The organism is Neobacillus sp. GCM10023253 (assembly GCF_042653105.1).
GTDB classification, from domain to species: Bacteria; Bacillota; Bacilli; order Bacillales; family Cytobacillaceae; genus Neobacillus; species Neobacillus citreus.
Map to the genome: position 1 here is coordinate 410,654 of NZ_JBHSHV010000003.1, position 17,670 is coordinate 428,323.

At 42.4% G+C, this 17,670-nt stretch carries 15 protein-coding genes; all 15 read left to right on the forward strand.

The window, feature by feature from the left end:
- Positions 1-2 precede the first annotated feature (2 nt).
- The 15 genes from ribF (at position 3) to ACFPA1_RS02505 (ending at position 17,529) form a co-directional block, all read left to right on the forward strand.
- Entirely contained in the window at positions 3-965 is a 963-nt protein-coding gene (gene ribF / locus ACFPA1_RS02435; protein WP_378581099.1) for a bifunctional riboflavin kinase/FAD synthetase, read from the forward strand.
- A 159-nt stretch (positions 966-1,124) separates the two neighbouring features.
- Positions 1,125-1,394: a 30S ribosomal protein S15 gene (rpsO, locus tag ACFPA1_RS02440; protein ID WP_213116319.1), complete on the forward strand. Its 270-nt coding sequence runs from the start codon at positions 1,125-1,127 to the stop codon at positions 1,392-1,394.
- Positions 1,395-1,614: 220 nt separating this feature from the next.
- Positions 1,615-3,732, forward strand: a complete 2,118-nt coding sequence (pnp, locus tag ACFPA1_RS02445) for a polyribonucleotide nucleotidyltransferase (RefSeq protein WP_213140758.1) — start codon at positions 1,615-1,617, stop codon at positions 3,730-3,732.
- Positions 3,733-3,848: 116 nt separating this feature from the next.
- Positions 3,849-4,796 (forward strand): polysaccharide deacetylase family protein, encoded by a 948-nt coding sequence (locus tag ACFPA1_RS02450; protein ID WP_213140757.1) that lies wholly within the window; start codon positions 3,849-3,851, stop codon positions 4,794-4,796.
- A 100-nt stretch (positions 4,797-4,896) separates the two neighbouring features.
- Positions 4,897-6,135 carry a M16 family metallopeptidase gene (locus tag ACFPA1_RS02455; protein WP_378581102.1) on the forward strand — a complete coding sequence of 413 codons (1,239 nt, stop codon included), beginning with the start codon at positions 4,897-4,899 and terminating at the stop codon, positions 6,133-6,135.
- Positions 6,136-6,240: 105 nt separating this feature from the next.
- The gene (locus ACFPA1_RS02460) at positions 6,241-6,483 is read left to right on the forward strand and encodes a YlmC/YmxH family sporulation protein (protein ID WP_213140755.1); all 243 of its coding nucleotides are present in this window, start codon (positions 6,241-6,243) and stop codon (positions 6,481-6,483) included.
- 716 nt (positions 6,484-7,199) lie between these two features.
- Entirely contained in the window at positions 7,200-8,102 is a 903-nt protein-coding gene (gene dpaA, locus ACFPA1_RS02465) for a dipicolinic acid synthetase subunit A (protein WP_213141301.1), read from the forward strand.
- Positions 8,099-8,698: a dipicolinate synthase subunit B gene (dpaB, locus tag ACFPA1_RS02470; protein ID WP_213140754.1), complete on the forward strand. Its 600-nt coding sequence runs from the start codon at positions 8,099-8,101 to the stop codon at positions 8,696-8,698. The genes dpaA and dpaB overlap by 4 nt, the downstream gene beginning before the upstream one ends.
- A 185-nt stretch (positions 8,699-8,883) precedes the next feature.
- Positions 8,884-9,933 (forward strand): aspartate-semialdehyde dehydrogenase, encoded by a 1,050-nt coding sequence (gene asd, locus ACFPA1_RS02475; protein ID WP_378581104.1) that lies wholly within the window; start codon positions 8,884-8,886, stop codon positions 9,931-9,933.
- A gap of 24 nt (positions 9,934-9,957) precedes the next feature.
- Positions 9,958-11,202, forward strand: a complete 1,245-nt coding sequence (gene dapG, locus ACFPA1_RS02480) for an aspartate kinase (RefSeq protein ID WP_213141300.1) — start codon at positions 9,958-9,960, stop codon at positions 11,200-11,202.
- 69 nt (positions 11,203-11,271) lie between these two features.
- Positions 11,272-12,144 (forward strand): 4-hydroxy-tetrahydrodipicolinate synthase, encoded by an 873-nt coding sequence (dapA, locus tag ACFPA1_RS02485; RefSeq protein ID WP_213140752.1) that lies wholly within the window; start codon positions 11,272-11,274, stop codon positions 12,142-12,144.
- 132 nt (positions 12,145-12,276) lie between these two features.
- Entirely contained in the window at positions 12,277-13,944 is a 1,668-nt protein-coding gene (locus ACFPA1_RS02490; RefSeq protein ID WP_277398235.1) for a ribonuclease J, read from the forward strand.
- A gap of 134 nt (positions 13,945-14,078) precedes the next feature.
- The gene (locus ACFPA1_RS02495; protein ID WP_213140751.1) at positions 14,079-14,834 is read left to right on the forward strand and encodes a ClpP family protease; all 756 of its coding nucleotides are present in this window, start codon (positions 14,079-14,081) and stop codon (positions 14,832-14,834) included.
- A complete protein-coding gene (locus ACFPA1_RS02500; protein WP_213140750.1) occupies positions 14,831-15,040 on the forward strand; it encodes a YlzJ-like family protein in 210 nt (69 codons plus the stop codon). Before ACFPA1_RS02495 ends, ACFPA1_RS02500 begins: the two co-directional genes overlap by 4 nt.
- A 140-nt stretch (positions 15,041-15,180) precedes the next feature.
- The gene (locus tag ACFPA1_RS02505) at positions 15,181-17,529 is read left to right on the forward strand and encodes an FtsK/SpoIIIE family DNA translocase (protein ID WP_378581108.1); all 2,349 of its coding nucleotides are present in this window, start codon (positions 15,181-15,183) and stop codon (positions 17,527-17,529) included.
- The last annotated feature ends 141 nt before the right edge of the window (positions 17,530-17,670 follow it).

The window sequence follows — 17,670 nt, forward strand, 5'->3', positions numbered from 1 at the left end:
AGTTGGAAGTAAAAAGATTAAGTTTTCCGCTAAATGTGTCAGATCTGCAGGCGCTGCCTCCCTTATCGATGGCCCTTGGCTATTTCGATGGCGTGCATCGCGGGCATAGGCAGGTAATACTTGAAGCAAAGAAGCAAGCTGATGAACAAGGACTGTCAAGCGCAGTCATGACTTTTGACCCTCATCCTTCTGTGGTTTTAGGGAAAAATGAAAAGCATGTAAAATCCATTACCCCATTAGCAGAAAAAATCAAAATTATCGAGGGAATGGGTATTGATTTTCTTTTTGTCGTTCACTTTACTATAGAATTTGCCAATCTTCTGCCTCAAGAATTTATTGACCAATACGTTATCGGGCTGAATGTGCAGCACGCGACCGCAGGCTTTGATTTTACCTACGGCCGGATGGGCAAAGGGACAATGGAGACCATTCCATTTCACTCAAGAGAGAAATTTACCTTTTCTGTTATACCGGAATTTACCGAGGGGAACGAAAAGGTGAGCTCGACCAGAATTCGCCGACTTCTTAAAGAGGGGACTGTTGAGGAACTTTCGCACCTTTTGGGAAGGTATTACACAACTTCAGGGTATGTCGTCCATGGTGATAAACGGGGACGGACCATTGGTTTTCCGACGGCAAATATTGAATTAAATGATGAATACATTATTCCCCCTACAGGTGTTTATGCGGTAAGGATGATGGTTAGCGGCAGTATGCATAATGGTGTTTGTAATGTTGGCTATAAGCCTACCTTTAATAAGGAGGCAGTCAAGCTGTCGATTGAAGTTCATTTATTTGATTTTCATAAGGATATCTATGGAGAGGATGCCGTAATTGAGTGGCATCTATTCCTGCGAAATGAACAAAAGTTTTCTGGAATAGAAGAACTTGTAAAGCAAATTGAAAAAGATAAAAATAAGGCTTTGGAATATTTTGCGGAAAAACACAAGCTGCTTGATGTATAGAAGAAGAGAAGTTTTCCTATAATATATGATGGAATGAACTTGCATTTTGCGACAAAACATTGTATTCTTAAATACGTACTAAATGAACCTTTGCTTGGCAAGTCGAATCACCGACGCTTGCTCGGCATGAGGGGATTGAGAAATAGGAGGTGAACCTGGATGGCAATCACACAAGAACGTAAAAACGAAATCATCAATGAGTATAAAACTCATGAGAACGACACAGGATCTGCTGAAGTTCAAATCGCTGTCCTTACAGAATCAATCAACAATTTGAACGAGCACTTACGTACTCACAAGAAAGATCATCACTCACGCCGTGGTCTTTTGAAAATGGTTGGTAAACGTCGTAATCTTTTGACTTACCTGCGTAACAAAGATGTTCAACGTTACCGCGTGTTAATCAATAAGCTTGGTCTACGTCGTTAGTTTACAGAAGCGGGATTTTTCCCGCTTTTTTGTTAGCTTTTAAAAGTTATTGAATATTTCATACATAATTTTTAAGTCATGATTTTTTGTGCATACTAATACTAATTTGGTTTGAAATCACAAGCGTTTTCGCTTTTTTATAGTTACATTAGAAAGATGATACCAGCGAATAAGTTTCGCGTCATCCTCCTAAGTGATTTAGATAGAGAGGGGTAAAAATATGGATCAGCAAAAACATGAGTATTCCATGGATTGGGCCGGCCGCAATCTGACAGTTGAAATCGGGCAACTAGCCAAACAAGCTAACGGTGCAGTCTTGGTCCGTTATGGAGATACAGCCGTTTTAAGTACGGCCACAGCGTCTAAGGAGCCTAAGAACCTAGACTTTTTTCCATTAACAGTGAATTATGAGGAAAGATTATATGCAGTCGGTAAGATTCCCGGAGGCTTTATTAAACGGGAAGGACGTCCAAGTGAAAAAGCGATTTTGGCAAGCCGATTGATTGACAGACCAATTCGTCCGCTTTTCGCAGATGGTTTTCGTAATGATGTTCAAGTAATCAGTATTGTCATGAGTGTGGATCAGGATTGTTCTTCGGAAATGGCCGCGATGTTCGGGTCATCACTGGCTTTATCGGTATCGGACATCCCGTTTGAGGGTCCGATTGCCGGCGTCGTAGTCGGCCGTGTAAATAATGAATTCGTGATCAATCCAACGGTGGAGCAGGCTGAAAAGAGTGACATCCACCTAACGGTTGCCGGTACAAAGGATGCTATTAACATGGTTGAAGCAGGGGCCGATGAGGTACCTGAAGAAATCATGCTTGAGGCTATCATGTTTGGCCATGAAGAAATCAAGCGGTTAATTGAATTCCAAGAGAAAATCGTTGCTGAAATCGGCAAAGAAAAAAGGCAGATAAACCTGTATGAGCTTGACAAGGAGCTTGAAGCAAAGGTACGGGAAATGTGTGAAACAGACATGATCAGTGCCATTCAAGTTCAAGAAAAGCATGCTAGAGAAGCTGCCATCACTGATGTAAAGAATCGAGTATTGGCTCATTTTGATGAGCAGGAAGCTGCCGATGATGAGCTAAAACAGGTTAAACAAATTTTGGACAAGATGGTCAAAGGTGAAGTCCGCCGCTTAATCACGGTTGAAAAAGTGCGTCCGGACGGCCGAAAGATTGATGAGATTCGTCCTTTATCATCCCAAGTAGGGATCCTGCCGCGTACCCATGGTTCGGGGTTATTTACAAGGGGACAAACCCAAGCGTTAAGCATTTGTACCCTTGGTGCAATGGGGGATGTGCAAATTCTTGATGGTCTTGGAATTGAAGAAGAAAAACGCTTTATGCACCATTATAATTTCCCTTCCTTCAGCGTCGGGGAAACAGGACCAATCCGCGGGCCAGGCCGCCGCGAAATCGGTCACGGAGCTTTAGGGGAACGTGCCCTCGAACCGGTAGTTCCAAATGAAAAGGATTTTCCATATACAATCCGCTTAGTATCCGAGGTGCTTGAATCTAATGGTTCTACCTCGCAGGCAAGTATTTGTGCTAGCACATTAGCCATGATGGATGCCGGTGTACCTATTAAAGCACCAGTTGCCGGTATTGCTATGGGTCTTGTGAAATCAGGAGAGCACTATACCGTTTTAACGGACATTCAAGGGATGGAAGACCATCTTGGCGATATGGACTTTAAAGTAGCCGGTACAGCCAAAGGTGTTACCGCTCTGCAAATGGACATTAAAATTGAGGGTCTTTCCCGTGAAATTTTAGAAGAAGCATTGCAGCAGGCCAAAGTCGGAAGAATGCAGATCCTTGATTCTATGCTAGCTACACTTGCTGAACCAAGACCTGATCTTTCGCGGTTTGCGCCAAAAATTCTGACCATGACGATTAATCCGGATAAGATCCGCGATGTTATTGGACCTAGTGGGAAGCAAATTAACAAAATTATTGAAGAAACTGGGGTTAAGATTGACATCGAGCAGGATGGAACCATTTTCATTGCTTCAGCTGACTCAGAAATGAATCAAAAAGCAAAGCAAATTATCGAAGATATTGTCCGTGAAGTTGTGGTAGGGCAATTGTATCTTGGTAAAGTAAAACGGATTGAAAAATTCGGTGCCTTCGTCGAAATCTTTGCCGGCAAAGACGGATTAGTCCATATTTCTGAACTGGCCGAAGAGCGGGTAGGAAAAGTGGAAGATGTCTTGAAAATCGGCGATGAAATTTTAGTAAAAGTGACCGAAATTGATAAACAAGGCCGCGTTAATTTATCGCGTAAAGCTGTCCTGAAGGAACAGAAGGAAAAAGCTGAACAAAATCAATAATCGTTTAAAAAGTCAGGAGGCCGCTCCTGACTTTTTCTTTTTCTATTGGCATGCTTTATCATCGTTCTACCTTGTCCCTGCTCGTCATAATCTGTATAGAAGGGGGAAGAGGAAGAATGAAAAAAAAGATAATTATCGCGGTAATTGTGCTTGCTGCTTTCCTTATTGTAAATAGTCCAATTGTACATAATTATGTTTCCGCCTTAAAGGGATCAGCACTTCCGGCAGTAAAGGAGACGGATTCCTTATACCAAAGCATTGTAAAAAATGCACCTGAATATGAGAAACCGCCTTCAGATGCCAAAATCGATCCGGTTTGGAAGGCGATACCGGGATACAATGGCCTTGCAGTTGACCTGGCTGCTTCTTATCAAAATATGAAAAAGAAAGGCACTTTTGATGAGAAAAAGCTCGTCTTTAAACAGGTGAAGCCTAAAGTGCAGCTTAAAGATCTGCCGCCCTCACCTATTTATAAGGGGCATCCCGATAAACCGATGGTCAGCTTTATCATAAACGTTGCCTGGGGAAATGAATATTTATCAGATATGCTGGCAACGTTAAAAAATCATAATGTATCGGCAAGTTTTTTTCTAGAAGGCAACTGGGCTAAAAAGAACCCTGAGTTGGCCAAAATGATTGTTAGTGCCGGGCATGAGGTAGGAAACCATTCGTATTCCCACCCGGATATGGCAAAGCTTACAGCTGCCCAAACCAGAGAACAAATGGTGAAAACCAATGAAGTGATCGAAGCCGTGACCGATAAAAAGACAGAATGGTTTGCTCCTCCGAGCGGCAGTTATCGCGACGAAACAGTCAAAATCGCAGATGAATTAAACATGAAAACAGTCATGTGGACGGTAGATACTGTGGACTGGAGAAAGCCTTCTCCAGATGCCTTAATTAACCGGGTAATGGGCAAGATTGGCAATGGGTCGTTAATCCTCATGCACCCAACTGAATCGACGGCAAAATCTTTAGATCGATTAATTACCTTAATCGAACAAAAGAATTTACAGATTGGGACGGTTTCTGAATTAATGAGCGAGGAAAGGGTCATAAAATAAATTGAGGGAAGAAATACCTAAAAGTTGGAGAATATAGTGATTATAGGTATAATTAACAATTGGGAAGTAGCATCTGCTGTTTATAGACAGGAGGAAGTCGATGATTAACAAATACACGTGCCAAAATGGAGCAAGAATTGTATTAGAACAAATCCCTACCGTAAGGTCCGTTGCCATTGGTATCTGGATTGGAACGGGATCAAGAGATGAAAATCCTGAGACAAACGGGATTTCCCATTTCCTTGAACATATGTTTTTTAAAGGAACCACTACCAAAACTGCTAAAGAAATTGCTGAATCCTTTGACAGCATTGGCGGTCAGGTAAATGCGTTTACCTCAAAGGAATACACATGCTATTACGCTAAGGTACTCGATACCCATTCAAAGTTTGCTTTAGACGTATTAGCAGATATGTTCTTTAACTCTACCTTTGTGGAAGAGGAATTAAAGAAAGAAAAAAATGTGGTTTTAGAAGAAATAAAGATGTATGAAGATACACCTGATGATATTGTTCATGATTTGCTGAGCAGGGCTGTTTATGAAGACCATCCTCTTGGTTATCCAATTCTAGGAACTGAAGAAACATTGAACTCTTTTACAGGCAATACGTTAAAGGAATATATTCATGAACGATACACACCTGAAAATGTTGTGATTTCAATTGCAGGTAATGTTTCAGAAAGCTTCATTCAAGAAGTGGAAGCCTACTTTGGCTCCTACCAAGGCGGAAGTACAACAGTACAAGAAAATGTTCCTGTTTTCCATGCCAACCGGATTTCACGGAAAAAGGAAACTGAACAGGCGCACCTTTGTATCGGGTTTAAAGGATTAAAGGTTGGTCATGAAGATATTTATAGCTTGATTACCTTGAATAATATTTTGGGAGGAAGCATGAGCTCCAGATTATTTCAAGAGGTACGCGAGCAAAGAGGATTGGCTTATTCCGTTTTTTCCTATCATTCTGCTTATCAAGACAGCGGCATTGTGACTATTTACGGCGGTACCGGGGCAAAACAATTAAATGTATTGTTTGATACTGTTCAGGAAACGCTTGATAAATTAAAACAAACAGGCATAACGGAAAAGGAATTAACGAACAGCAAGGAACAGCTGAAGGGCAGTCTTATGTTGAGTCTGGAAAGTACGAACAGCCGGATGAGCCGAAACGGAAAAAATGAACTCCTTTTAAAGCGCCATCGCTCGCTTGACGAAATCATTGAACAAATTGATGCAGTAACAAAAGAAAGCGTAGACAAAATGACAAGGGATCTATTTACTGATAAGTATTCCGTGTCGTTAATCAGCCCTGACGGAGAATTCCCAACTAATTTAGCATAATTAACGAAAAAAACAGTTTGCCTCGGTGAACTGTTTTTTTCTTTATTCTAAATAAGGACTTCCCTCTATAAATATATAGTAAGTGAGGAATAGGGGGCGGCTTTAATGAGGTTGAGTGAATTAAGCGGAAAAGAAATTGTCGATGTAAAAAAAGCAGAGCGCCTAGGTGTCTTGGGCCAAACAGATCTAGAAATAAATGAAAGCACAGGTCAAATCCAGGCTCTCTTAATCCCTTCCGTCAAATGGTTTGGACTGAGAAAGCAAGGGGATGAAATAAGAGTACCCTGGCAACACATTAAAAAGATTGGGTCAGATATGATCATCATCGATGTACCGGAAGAAGAATAATTATTGTGCCTGCTATTGGGCCTGTTGATTTCCGCTCCGGGCACTCGCTTTCCGCGGGGAGGTCCTGGAGCCTCCTCGGCGCTTTTTGCGCCTGCGGGGTCTCCAGTGACCTCTATTTCCCGCAGGAGTCGAGTGCCCTCCGCTCCAATCAACAGGGTAGCCAAATCAACCTAAAGAATGCAACACACATTTTCCATCCTTGCTAAATGTGTTGCATTCTTTTTTAAATTTAGGCAGTCTGCTTCGATTAGCGGTTTTCTCGCATGGAACTAATTCAGCTATTGATACAAATTTATTTCACTTTAGCTATACCTTTTTTTGCTTAAACATTTATTTCACCACTTATTTTATTATTTATTTTAAGTGAAAGGTCCTAATTGAAAAACCTGTTGATTGGAGCGGAAGGTGCGAAGACTCCTGCGGGAGTACGGGGCTGGGGAGACCCCACAGGCGCTTTAGCGCCGAGGAGGCTCCCCGGCACGCCCGCGGAAAGCGAAGCACCTGGAGCGCAAATCAACAGACTTGTTGAAAAAACGTTCAATAATAATTAGAAAAAAAGATAGCCTGAAGCCCAAGCAATTTAATTTGCTTGGGCTTTTTTGCATATTCCCGCGTGGAAAACTCACCGATTGAAACTTTCTTACATAAGATGGGGAAGTGATAAAGAACAAAGGAAAAATTGAATGGATTCTTTAAAAAAGAAGGTGAATGTTTTCATGCTGACAGGGATGCAGATAGCCGTTATTGGTGGTGATGCCAGGCAGCTGGAAATTATCCGAAAGTTAACGGAATTAGATGCTAAACTAGCGCTAATTGGATTTGAACAGCTTGACCACGCCTTTACTGGTGCAGTCAAGGAGAAAATCTCCGAGGTTGACTTTTCGAATATCGATGCCATTATTCTGCCAGTCGCTGGCACAAATTTAGAAGGTCAAATAGAGACGATTTTCTCCAACGAGAAAGTGGTCTTAACAGAGGATATTCTTTCGAAAACTCCTGAGCATTGTACCATTTATTCAGGAATCAGCAATTCCTATTTAAACGGGATTACAGAGCAAACAAACAAAAAACTAGTCCAGTTGTTTTCAAGAGATGATGTAGCCATTTATAATTCGATTCCGACTGTTGAAGGAACACTTATGATGGCCATCCAGCATACTGACTTTACGATTCATGGTTCTAATGTAACTGTCCTAGGATTGGGACGGTGCGGTATGAGTATTGCAAGGGCATTCCATGCATTAGGGGCAAAAGTAAAAGTCGGGGCAAGAAAAAGCGAACATCTTGCTAGAATTACGGAAATGGCACTGACACCGTTTCAATTAAGCAATATTGAAACGGAAGTGTCGGGTACAGACATTTTAATCAATACAATCCCGCAGCCAATTGTTAATGCATCAGTCATTGCCAAACTACCCGCACATACCATTGTAATCGACATTGCCTCAAAACCGGGAGGAACCGATTTTCGTTACGCAGAAAAGAGAGGAATCAAAGCCCTCCTTGCACCCAGCCTGCCTGGAATTGTCGCTCCCAAAACAGCGGGGCAAATTTTAGCAGATGTCCTATCCCAGCTGCTATCAGAGACAGAACCAGATCGAAAGGGGAATGGAAAATGAGTTTAAAAGGTAAAAGAATTGGTTTTGGATTAACGGGTTCACATTGTACGTATGACGCTGTATTTCCGGAAATTGAAAAACTGGTGCAGGCAGGCGCAGAGGTGGTTCCAATTGTAACCTTTACGGTTAAAAACACCGATACCCGCTTTGGAAAAGGCGAAGATTGGGTCCAGCGAATTGTCGATTTAACTGGCAATAACCTAATTGATTCCATTGTAAAAGCAGAACCATTAGGACCGAAAATGCCGCTCGATTGTATGGTAATTGCTCCTTTAACAGGAGTATCTATGAGCAAGTTTGCCAATGCCATGAATGACAGCCCTGTTTTAATGGCGGCAAAAGCAACGCTTCGAAATTTAAAGCCGGTTGTCTTAGGTATTTCCACGAATGACGCTTTAGGGTTAAATGGGGTAAACCTGATGAGACTGATGGCCACTAAACACATTTTCTTTATTCCTTACGGACAGGATGACCCGATAAATAAACCGAATTCAATGGTGGCGAGAATGACAATGCTTCCGGAAACAGTGGAAGCAGCAATGGAAGGCAGACAGATTCAGCCGGTATTGGTTGAAAGATACAAAGATCAGGACTAATTTCCTTTCCCTTCATTAAAAAAGGTTATTTCTTTCAAATAATATGATAAAATAAATTAATCTTTCATCAGTGGGTTAATAAGTTAATCCGCTGATGAAAACAATCATAAAATATTACTATACTGGCAGCAAGAAAACTTAAACTTAAGGGAATAACCGGCCAGTGAATAGGAAGGGGAACAAGAATGAGTCATCAAAATGGATTTCACGTCGCAGTTGTCGGAGCAACAGGCGCTGTTGGCCAACAAATGATCCAAACTTTAATGAAAGAGAATTTTCCAATTAGAGAGTTAACCCTGCTTTCCTCCGCTCGTTCGGCAGGAAAAAAGGTCGATATAAATGGCCGTGAATATACAGTGCAAGAAGCAAAGCCAGAGAGCTTTGAGGGTGTAGATATCGCATTGTTCAGTGCGGGCGGAAGTGTCTCCAAAGAATTGGCTCCTGAGGCAGCAAAACGCGGTGCAATTTGCGTTGACAACACCAGTGCATTCCGTATGGACACCGATATTCCTTTAGTTGTTCCAGAAGTTAATGAAAAAGACTTATTTGAACATAATGGAATCATTGCTAATCCAAACTGTTCAACCATCCAAATGGTGGTTGCTTTAGAACCAATCCGTCAAAAGTTTGGCTTGAAAAAAATTATTGTTTCCACCTACCAAGCTGTTTCCGGTTCAGGTGCTGCTGCGGTAGAAGAACTTCTTCAACAGACAAAGGCAATTTTAAATGAAGAATCGTATGAACCACAAATTTTACCTGTGAAATCTGATAAAAAACACTATCAGATTGCTTTTAATGCGATTCCGCAAATTGATAAATTCCAGGAAAATGGCTATACCTATGAAGAAATGAAAATGATTAATGAAACGAAAAAGATCATGCATCTACCGGAGCTTCAGGTTTCCGCGACTTGTGTTCGTCTGCCGGTAGCTGTAGGACATTCTGAATCTGTTTATTTTGAAATTGAAGAGGATAATGTGAGCGCCGCAGAAATCAAAGCGCTTCTTAAAGATGCACCTGGGGTGATTCTCCAAGACGATCCAGAAAACCAAGTATACCCGATGCCAGCCGACTGTGTTGGCAAGAATGAGGTCTTTGTCGGAAGAATCAGAAATGACATCGATAATAGCAAAGGATTTCACATGTGGGTAGTTTCAGACAATCTTCTTAAAGGAGCAGCCTGGAACTCCGTCCAAATTGCACAAAGATTAGTGGAATTAGGGCTTGTAAAATAGAGAAGGCAGGTTTTGGTGTTTACCATGAAAATCATTGTTCAAAAATTTGGCGGGACCTCCGTCAAAGATGAATCTAGCAGGAAATATGCGCAGGGACATATCGAAAAAGCGCTGGCTGAGGGCTATAAAGTAGTCGTTGTCGTATCCGCGATGGGAAGAAAGGGCGATCCATATGCAACCGATACGTTACTGTCCCTGATTGGCGGCAATACAAGTAACATCTCTAAACGTGAGCATGATTTATTACTGTCCTGTGGAGAAGTAATCTCTAGCATTGTGTTTACGAATATGTTGCTTGAGAGCGGTATTAATGCAACGGGATTAACTGGGGCTCAAGCAGGGTTTAGAACCAATAACGACCATACCAATGCCAAAATTGTTGAAATGAAGTGCGATCGCTTACTTAGGGAACTGGAAAGCCATGATGTCGTCGTGGTTGCCGGATTCCAGGGAGCGGCCAAAAATGGCGATGTGACGACGATTGGCCGCGGTGGCAGCGATACATCCGCTGCTGCTTTGGGAGCCGCACTTAATGCTGAGTGGATTGATATTTTTACCGATGTAGAGGGAATTATGACTGCTGACCCGCGCATTGCCGAAAATGCCCGGCCGTTATCAGTTGTTACCTATACAGAGGTTTGTAATATGGCCTATCAGGGAGCAAAGGTCATTCACCCTAGGGCAGTTGAAATCGCAATGCAAGCAAAAGTGCCGATTCGGATTCGTTCCACTTATTCAGAATCCGAGGGAACATTGGTGACTACTTTAAATAAAAATAATCGCGGCAGTGACATCAAGGAACGGTTGGTAACGGGAATTGCCCATGTTTCGAACGTTTCGCAAATAAAGGTTTTTGCCAAAAAGGAACAGTACTACCTGCAGGCAGAAGTATTTAAAGCGATGGCAAATGAGAAGATTAGTGTGGATTTTATCAACATTTCTCCAAGCGGAGTTGTATATACGGTTACAGAAGAAATGACAGATAAAGCAATCCGGGTACTAAATGAATTGGGACATGAGCCAGAGGTTGAACGTCATTGTGCCAAGGTTTCCGTAGTAGGTGCCGGGATCGCGGGAGTCCCCGGGGTTACTTCAAAGATTGTAACGGCCCTTTCAAATCAAGGAATCCGGATTCTGCAATCGGCAGACAGCCATACGACGATTTGGGTCCTCGTCAAGCAGGAGGATTTAGTAAAATCAGTAAACGCCTTGCATAGTGCCTTTCACCTTGAAGATGAATCACTAGAATTAAATAGCTTGGATTTTTAAGAAAACCTTTTGAATAGGATGTTAGAAGCACCAGATTTGGGGAGCGAAAGTTTCGAAAGGAGAAATAAAATGGTTCATTTCGGGCGAGTATCCACTGCAATGGTAACGCCTTTTGATAATAAAGGGCATATTGACTTTGGCAAAACCACGAAGCTAATCAATTATTTAATTGATAATGGTACAGATTCACTTGTTGTGGCAGGTACAACAGGTGAATCACCAACCTTATCGAAAGAAGAAAAACTGGCGTTATTCAGCCATGTTGTGAAAGCCGTAAATAAACGAATCCCTGTTATTGCCGGAACAGGCAGCAATAATACGTACGCATCAATCGAGATGACAAAAAAAGCGGAGCAGGTCGGTGTGGACGCTATTATGCTGGTCGCACCGTATTACAATAAACCGAATCAAGAGGGTCTATACCAGCATTTTAAAGCAATTGCCGAATCAACTACCCTTCCGGTAATGGTCTACAATATCCCGAGCAGGTCGGTTGTGACAATTCACCCGGATACGATTATCCGCTTGTCAAAAATACCAAATATCGTGGCTGTGAAAGAAGCGAGTGGGGATTTAAATGCTATGACGCACATAATTGCTAATACCGATGATGACTTTGCTTTATACAGCGGCGATGACGCGGTTACGCTGCCCGTGCTGTCCATCGGGGGTGCAGGGGTTGTTTCAGTCGCCTCACATGTTATTGGCAATGAATTACAAGAGATGGTAAAAGCATTTTTTGACGGAGAAAATCAACGGGCAGCCAAATTACATCAGCGTCTGCTCCCGATGATGCAGGGATTATTTGCAGCACCAAGTCCAGCACCTGTGAAAACAGCTCTGCAAATCAAAGGCTTGGATGTTGGATCCGTTAGATTGCCGCTAGTGGGATTGACAGAGCAGGAACGTGCTAATTTGATTGAAATTTTAAATCATAAATAAATGCGAAGAAACCAACCGCCAAAAGCTCGGTTGGTTTTTTCCTTTTTTACCATTGTAAAGGTTTTCCGATTTCAAGTATAATAAACCTAACTGATTTCGATCGGAGCAACTTAGGTTTAGGAGGAAAAGGATTTGATAAAGAAAAAAAATCAATCCATCAAGATAATTGGACTTGGTGGAATAGGGGAAATCGGAAAGAATATGTATTTGGTGGAAGTGGACAAGGACATATTCGTCATTGATGCCGGGCTAATGTTCCCCGAGGAAGAAATGCTGGGCATTGATATGGTAATACCTGATATCACCTACTTAAAGGAGAATAGGGACCGGGTTAAAGCAATATTTCTAACGCATGGACATGAGGATCATATCGGGGCTCTTTCATACATACTTCGGCAGATCGATGCGCCTGTCTACGGAATGAAACTGACACTTGCACTGGCAGGAGCCAAATTAAAGGAGCAGGACTTTAATGGAAAAGCTGACTTTATCGAGATAGATTCCAATATGGTTCTCGATTTAGATACTGTCCAGGTAAGCTTTTTCAGGACTAATCATAGTATTCCAGATTCAGTTGGGGTTTGTATTCACACTTCAGAAGGAATCATTGTTTACACGGGCGACTTTAAATTTGATCAGGCAGCCACCAGGCTTTATAAGCCGGAAATTGGAAAAATGGCAGCTATCGGTGAACAGGGTGTATTATGCTTGCTATCAGACAGTACCGAAGCGGAAAAACCGGGTTATACAACGTCTGAAGCAATCGTCGAGCGCGAATTATCGAACGCTTTTTACAATGCACCGGGGCGGATTATTGCTGCCTGCTTTGCATCTGATATTAATAGAATTCAGCATATTTTTGATGCAGCCAAGGAGAACAAACGTAAAGTCGCAGTAGTTGGAAAAAGTCTTGAGCGAATTTACCACATTGCCATGGATTTGGGTTATTTAGAGGTGGCGGATGATTTAATCATATCTATTGATGAGATTAAGAATTATCAAGACAAGGAAATTGCCGTCTTGATGACTGGGAGCCAGGGTGAACCAATTGAGGCGCTGCAAAAAATGGCTAAGCAGACACATAAGCTGATCAATATCCAGCCGGGTGATACTGTCTTGATAGCTGCCTCGCCGCTAAAGGGCAGCGAAGTATTTTTATTTAAAACAATTGATATGTTATTTAGAGCGGGTGCTAATGTTGTTTCCGGGAAACGGACCATCCATGTTTCAAGCCATGGCAGCCAAGAAGAATTGAAATTTATGATTAACCTGATGAAGCCTAAATTCTTTATTCCTGTTCACGGCGAATACCGGATGTTGAAAGCACATCGGAAAATTGCAATGGAATGCGGTCTTCGCGATGAGCAGATTTCCATTCCTGATCGCGGTGACGTGGTGGAATGGAAGGATGGGAAGTTTGCCATTACAGGTAAAGTGCCATCCGGAAATGTCCTGATTGATGGAATTGGCGTAGGCGATGTAGGGAACATTGTCCTGCGGGACCGTAAATTATTGTCTCAGGATGGCATATTAATAGTTGTCGTCACCCTGACAAAGAAGGAAAAGAAAATTGCCGCCGGACCGGAAATTATATCAAGGGGATTTGTTTACGTCCGGGAGTCTGAAAAGTTAATGGATGACTCCACTAAATTAGTCCGTGATATCGTTGAAAGAAATATTGCCAAGGAAAGCTTTGAATGGTCAAGCTTAAAGCAGGAAATTAGAGATGATTTAAATCGTTACCTCTTTGAAAAAACAAAAAGACGGCCGATGATTCTGCCAATTATAATGGAAGTATAATCTTATAGGGGCCTGGCCCCGCTGCACATGATCCACGCAGCGGGGGACAGGCCCCTTTTGATGTTTATTTTTCAAGCATGAATTTATTTCATAGGCGAATACTAAAAGATATCATGCTTGAAGGGAGTATTGGGATGAATAACAATTTTATTAAAAATGACGCGGAGAATCCAGGGAGCACCGAGCCACAAAAAGAGGAAAAACCTGCTTCTCCTTTAGTAGAAAAAATACAGCAGCTTGGACAAACGAATGTCCCGCAATTATCCCCAGATTCAAAAATTCACTGTTTGACGATTGTGGGACAAATTGAGGGGCATATGGCGCTTCCACCGCAAAACAAAACGACAAAATATGAACATATTATTCCCCAGCTTGTAGCGATTGAACAAAACCCGAATATTGAAGGATTATTGATTATCTTAAATACGGTAGGCGGTGATGTTGAGGCAGGACTCGCCATTTCGGAAATGCTGGCCACTTTATCGAAACCAACCGTTTCGATTGTCCTTGGCGGCGGCCATTCAATTGGAGTTCCGATCGCTGTTTCCTGCACGTACAGCTTTATTGCTGAAACCGCAACGATGACAATCCATCCAATCCGCTTGACAGGACTGGTCATCGGCGTCCCTGCAACCTTTGAATATCTGGACAAAATGCAGGAGCGGGTTGTTAGTTTCGTAACCAAGCATTCAAAAATACCGGAAGAAACCTTTAAAGAATTAATGTTTGCTAAAGGGAATTTAACGAGGGATATCGGAACAAACGTGATTGGCGAAGAAGCTGTGAAATATGGGTTGATAGATGAAGTAGGGGGCCTCGGCCATGCGATGAAGAAACTGAATGAATTGATTGAGTTAAAAAAGGATGAAAATAAGGGACTGATTCAATGATTTTATATACGATGATGCCGCAGGAGCTAATATTCCCTTATGATGCAGATGCCTTCAAAAATCAGCAAACGGTTTCCTACCAGGGCATCCCTTTATTGGTCGAACAAACAGACCAGCAAAATTATCAAGTTATTCGTGTATTAAGTAGTGATCCGCAGCATTTTTTGAATGATCAGATTTGCCCTGGTGCAAAAATTTCTTTTTAAGGATAAGGGAAAACTATTAACACATTATGGTATAATAAGGGTAAAGAGACAAGAGCAGCCAAAATAAGGCTGCTTTTCTGCCTTTATCATAAAAAGTCGAGGCATCATTAGAATAAAATCAATAATATAAAGGTGATTGCATGGCCAAAAAAAAGAAACGACAACCGAAAAGACGAGATACCCAGCTAAAACGCACGGTCCAATATGAATTATCGGCACTGGCAATCCTAGCATTAGCGATTATTTCAATTGCAAAGCTTGGGGCCGTCGGCAGAGCAACCGTCCTGTTCTTCCGTTTTTGGATGGGTGAATGGTACATGCTTAGTTTACTGGGGCTGGTTATACTAAGTATTTATTTAATGTGGAAAAGGGAGATTCCATTTTTCTTTCATATTAAGCTTGTAGGCAGTTATTTTATTGTTTCAGCTATTCTTCTTTTGAGTCACGTTACATTGTTTGATTTGCTGAGCAATAATGGAAAATTTAAGAACCCTAGTGTCATCAACAATACATGGGAGTTATTCATGATGGAGGTCCGGGGGGAAACCAGTACACATGATCTCGGTGGAGGAATCCTTGGGGCCATATTGTTTGCTCTGTTTCATTATTTATTTGCAGAAACCGGTACAAAAATCATTGCCTTTATTTTTATTTTAGTAGGGTTTATTTTACTAACCGGCAAATCATTTGGTGATTTTGTAGCAAAAATTTTGATGGGGGTTTTTGGCTTTTCAAAAACCCAGTGGCAAGCTTTTAAAACGGATGTAGCCGAATGGAAACAGAAACAGCAGGAAAGGCGGACCGAGCGGAGCAATCAAAGAAGGCAGGCACAAGAAAACAGGCGGAATCAGCAGACTGCCGTAAACGTTCCCGAACCACGGGCTGATATAGACGAAGCTGTCATCCCTGAACCGTTAATCTCCAATTTTGCGGATCGGGCATATCAGGAGGAGCTGCCTAGGGAAAGACCGCAGCGAGAACCGGCCAAGAGCAGACGGAGCAAACAAGAGGAACCTGAGGAAGACAATACTCCTCCTATCTCATTTGCCGAAGTGGAAAATGCCTCCTATGAATTGCCGCCGCTCAGGCTTCTGAAACTTCCAAAGAAAACCGACCAAAGCGGTGAATATGAGCTGATTAATAAGAATGCAGCCAAACTGGAAAGAACCTTCCAAAGCTTTGGAGTCAAAGCACGTGTTACACAAGTGCACCTGGGACCTGCGGTGACAAAATATGAAGTCCATCCTGATGTCGGTGTTAAAGTCAGCAAAATCGTCAGCCTCAGCGACGATCTCGCATTAGCACTAGCAGCAAAGGACATTCGAATGGAAGCCCCAATCCCCGGAAAATCAGCGATCGGGATAGAGGTTCCAAATTCCGAAGTTGCAATGGTTTCACTAAGAGAGGTTTTGGAAGCAACGCAAAATGATAAGCCGGATGCCAAGCTAATGATTGCACTTGGCAGGGATATCACGGGCGAGGCCGTCCTGGCAGAATTAAATAAAATGCCCCACCTTCTTGTCGCTGGTGCAACAGGAAGCGGAAAAAGTGTATGTATCAACGGAATAATTACGAGTATTTTAATGCGGGCAAAGCCCCATGAAGTAAAATTAATGATGATAGACCCGAAGATGGTCGAGTTAAATGTTTATAATGGAATTCCCCATCTGCTTGCGCCAGTAGTGACAGAACCCAAAAAGGCCTCACAAGCGTTGAAAAAGGTTGTCAGCGAGATGGAAAGACGATATGAGTTATTCTCCCATACCGGAACAAGGAATATTGAAGGCTATAATGACCATGTTCGAAGACATAATCTCGAAGAAGATGATAAGCAGCCGTTGTTGCCGTATATTGTTGTCATAGTGGACGAGTTGGCGGATTTAATGATGGTTGCCTCTTCAGATGTAGAGGATTCGATTACTCGGCTGGCGCAAATGGCCCGTGCGGCAGGGATTCATCTCATTATTGCGACCCAGCGTCCATCCGTCGATGTCATCACCGGGGTCATCAAGGCCAATATTCCTTCCCGCATCGCCTTCGCAGTATCAAGCGGAACAGACTCACGGACAATCCTAGACATGGGCGGGGCGGAAAAGCTTCTCGGCAGAGGGGACATGCTCTTTATGCCAGTCGGTGCGACAAAACCGGTACGTGTCCAAGGTGCCTTCCTCTCCGATCAAGAAGTGGAGGACACGGTTGAATTTGTTATCTCCCAGCAAAAGGCTCAATATCAGGAGGAAATGATCCCAGATGATATCCCGGAGGCTGCTGGAGAGGTTGAAGACGAATTATATGACGAGGCAGTTGAATTGATTGTTGACATGCAAACGGCATCAGTTTCGATGCTGCAGCGCCGCTTCCGGATTGGATATACAAGAGCGGCAAGACTGATAGATGAAATGGAGCTCCGCGGAGTGGTAGGGCCATATGAAGGAAGCAAACCTCGTGCGGTCTTAATTACGAAGCCAAACGAGGAAAAGAGCTCTTAAAAAAAGGGCCTTATGGCTCTTTTTTTATTCTACTTTTATGGAAAGTTGATAAAATAGTAATAGGCGTTAAAGATGATTTTTATCTTTTCGTCTTTTTTCGACAAAATCATGGATTTCTATTTATTTCTCGCAGAAAACATG

What these genes read in the sequence shown, in the direction of transcription:
- rpsO (WP_213116319.1), top strand. Translation starts at nt 1,125, where the DNA reads ATGGCAATCACACAAGAACGTAAAAACGAAATCATCAATGAGTATAAA.
- pnp (WP_213140758.1), top strand. Translation starts at nt 1,615, where the DNA reads ATGGATCAGCAAAAACATGAGTATTCCATGGATTGGGCCGGCCGCAAT.
- ACFPA1_RS02450 (WP_213140757.1), top strand. Translation starts at nt 3,849, where the DNA reads ATGAAAAAAAAGATAATTATCGCGGTAATTGTGCTTGCTGCTTTCCTT.
- ACFPA1_RS02455 (WP_378581102.1), top strand. Translation starts at nt 4,897, where the DNA reads ATGATTAACAAATACACGTGCCAAAATGGAGCAAGAATTGTATTAGAA.
- ACFPA1_RS02460 (WP_213140755.1), top strand. Translation starts at nt 6,241, where the DNA reads ATGAGGTTGAGTGAATTAAGCGGAAAAGAAATTGTCGATGTAAAAAAA.
- dpaA (WP_213141301.1), top strand. Translation starts at nt 7,200, where the DNA reads ATGCTGACAGGGATGCAGATAGCCGTTATTGGTGGTGATGCCAGGCAG.
- dpaB (WP_213140754.1), top strand. Translation starts at nt 8,099, where the DNA reads ATGAGTTTAAAAGGTAAAAGAATTGGTTTTGGATTAACGGGTTCACAT.
- asd (WP_378581104.1), top strand. Translation starts at nt 8,884, where the DNA reads ATGAGTCATCAAAATGGATTTCACGTCGCAGTTGTCGGAGCAACAGGC.
- dapG (WP_213141300.1), top strand. Translation starts at nt 9,958, where the DNA reads ATGAAAATCATTGTTCAAAAATTTGGCGGGACCTCCGTCAAAGATGAA.
- dapA (WP_213140752.1), top strand. Translation starts at nt 11,272, where the DNA reads ATGGTTCATTTCGGGCGAGTATCCACTGCAATGGTAACGCCTTTTGAT.
- ACFPA1_RS02495 (WP_213140751.1), top strand. Translation starts at nt 14,079, where the DNA reads ATGAATAACAATTTTATTAAAAATGACGCGGAGAATCCAGGGAGCACC.
- ACFPA1_RS02500 (WP_213140750.1), top strand. Translation starts at nt 14,831, where the DNA reads ATGATTTTATATACGATGATGCCGCAGGAGCTAATATTCCCTTATGAT.
- ACFPA1_RS02505 (WP_378581108.1), top strand. Translation starts at nt 15,181, where the DNA reads ATGGCCAAAAAAAAGAAACGACAACCGAAAAGACGAGATACCCAGCTA.